The sequence below is a fragment of the Desulfurella sp. genome (genome assembly GCF_023256235.1).
GTDB lineage: Bacteria > Campylobacterota_A > Desulfurellia > Desulfurellales > Desulfurellaceae > Desulfurella.
The window spans coordinates 1-1,772 of sequence record NZ_JAGDWY010000024.1 but is presented as its reverse complement, the minus strand read 5'-3'; the positions used below and the strand labels follow the sequence as shown (position 1 = coordinate 1,772).

Here is a 1,772-nt window from a genome sequence, read left to right as displayed (position 1 = left end):
ATGGGTTGCCTGTGTTTGCGTATAGTGCGCTTGAAAATGCTACAGAAAACACTCTTTCATTTAATTGGGCATCCATGTTGTTGCTTATCCTAATTAAAAGCTGTGAGCGGAGCCATTCAAGAACTCCCATAAAAGCGTAAAAACCTAAAACCATTAAACTAATCAAAATTAGTGTCGGCACACTCTTTGAAACCAATATTCTATCGTAAACTTCCAGCATATATATTGAAGGTACTATCATTATAATATTAATTATGGCACTTACTATGCCTGTTGTAATGAATGCCTGTTTAAATGGCTTTAATGCTTGCAGCAGCTGACTTTTTGGCTTTTGTCTGCCAAAAAAATTTGGTCTGGAAAACACGAAACCTCCGAAATTATTTAATTGTTGCTAACAATCAACTCTGAGCTTGGTGCCAAATATGTATTAAAAAAGTCTATATCATCTTTGCTTAAAGTGCCAGAGTAATATTTTAGCTTAAACATATCTGTAATATAGCTGTATTTTGCGTTTAAAAGCTGGTTTTCTACATCGTATAGCTGTTTTTGAGCATTTATCACATCTGCAATAGTTTTTATGCCGGCTTTTAGGCCCATGTAATTTGCCTTTAGTGCGGTTTGAGCGGCTTTTTTTGCAATTCTTAAACTGTCAATTTTTGATATATCGCTTGATACATTTAAAAACGCTTCTGTAACACTCGAGGTAATGTTGTTTTGGTAATTTTCTTTGTCCATCTGAGCCTGTTTTACCCTATAGTGGGCTTCGTCAATTCTGGCTATTGAGTTGCCGCCGTTAAAAATTGGCACATTTATTTGTATGCCGATGCTTGCGTATTTTATAGTTTGTGTTTGTATATAGCTATTTGTGTTTGTGTAAGTATAGCTTGCAATAAGCGCTACGCTTGGCAGCTGATCGCCAATAGCTTTGGTTAAATCTTGCTTATAGTAATTTACATTTTGTTCGTAGTATTTAATTACAGGGCTGTTTTGCTTTGCCAGTTCTATCCAGTCATCTAATTTTGACGGTGTGGGAAATTTAAAGCTTATATCATCTTTAAGCGGAGAAATGCTTGCAGGCATAATACCGACAATTGCCTTAAATTTTGTCAGGGCGATATCAAGTTTATTTTGAGCCTGAATTAGTTTTGCCGACGTAATATCATACCTTGATTGCGCATCATCAACGTCAACCAGAGTTGCTTCACCTGCTTTGTATAGTTTTTGGGCAAGAACCAAATCTTCGTGTGCAGCTTTTTTTTCCATTTTTGTAAGATTTATTTCGTCTAATGCAGAAAGCACATCAAAGTAGCTTTGCGCTACATTATATATAATTTGCTGGTCGGCATCTTTAAATTGATATTCGCCCATCTTGGCTCTTGTGTTTAGCTCTTTAAACATAGCAAAGCTTGATAGGTTAAATAAATACTGTTGAGCATTCAGTGAAATAGTGTTTGCCATGTAGTTTGCATAATAATATGGGGCAGTTCTAAAATCGTACTTGGATCTATTAGCGCTAAGAGAAATTTGTGGCAATAAGTATGATAGGCCTTGCATTTTGTATGTTTGAGAGGCTTTATATTGATAAGTAGAGGATAAATAGCTTGGATTATAGCCTATTGCTTTATAATAGCTTTGTGTCAAATCAATAGCGTGGGCTTTTGGGCTTAAGCCACAAAATGATGCAGCCAAAAGACAAATGCCTAACAAATGTGTTTTTTTAATTTTTAGCACTTTTAACGCGATACCTCTTTGCTTCAAATAAAAATGTCTTT

General features: G+C 35.4%; 1 protein-coding gene and 1 pseudogene. Both read right to left on the bottom strand.

Annotation, left to right across the window (positions count from 1 at the left end):
* Positions 1 to 364: pseudogene (locus tag Q0C22_RS02500) on the bottom strand (type I secretion system permease/ATPase); the annotation flags it as partial.
* Positions 365 to 381: 17 nt separating this feature from the next.
* Positions 382 to 1,772: TolC family outer membrane protein (locus Q0C22_RS02495; protein ID WP_291490499.1), on the bottom strand; the 1,391-nt coding region annotated here is incomplete at its 5' end.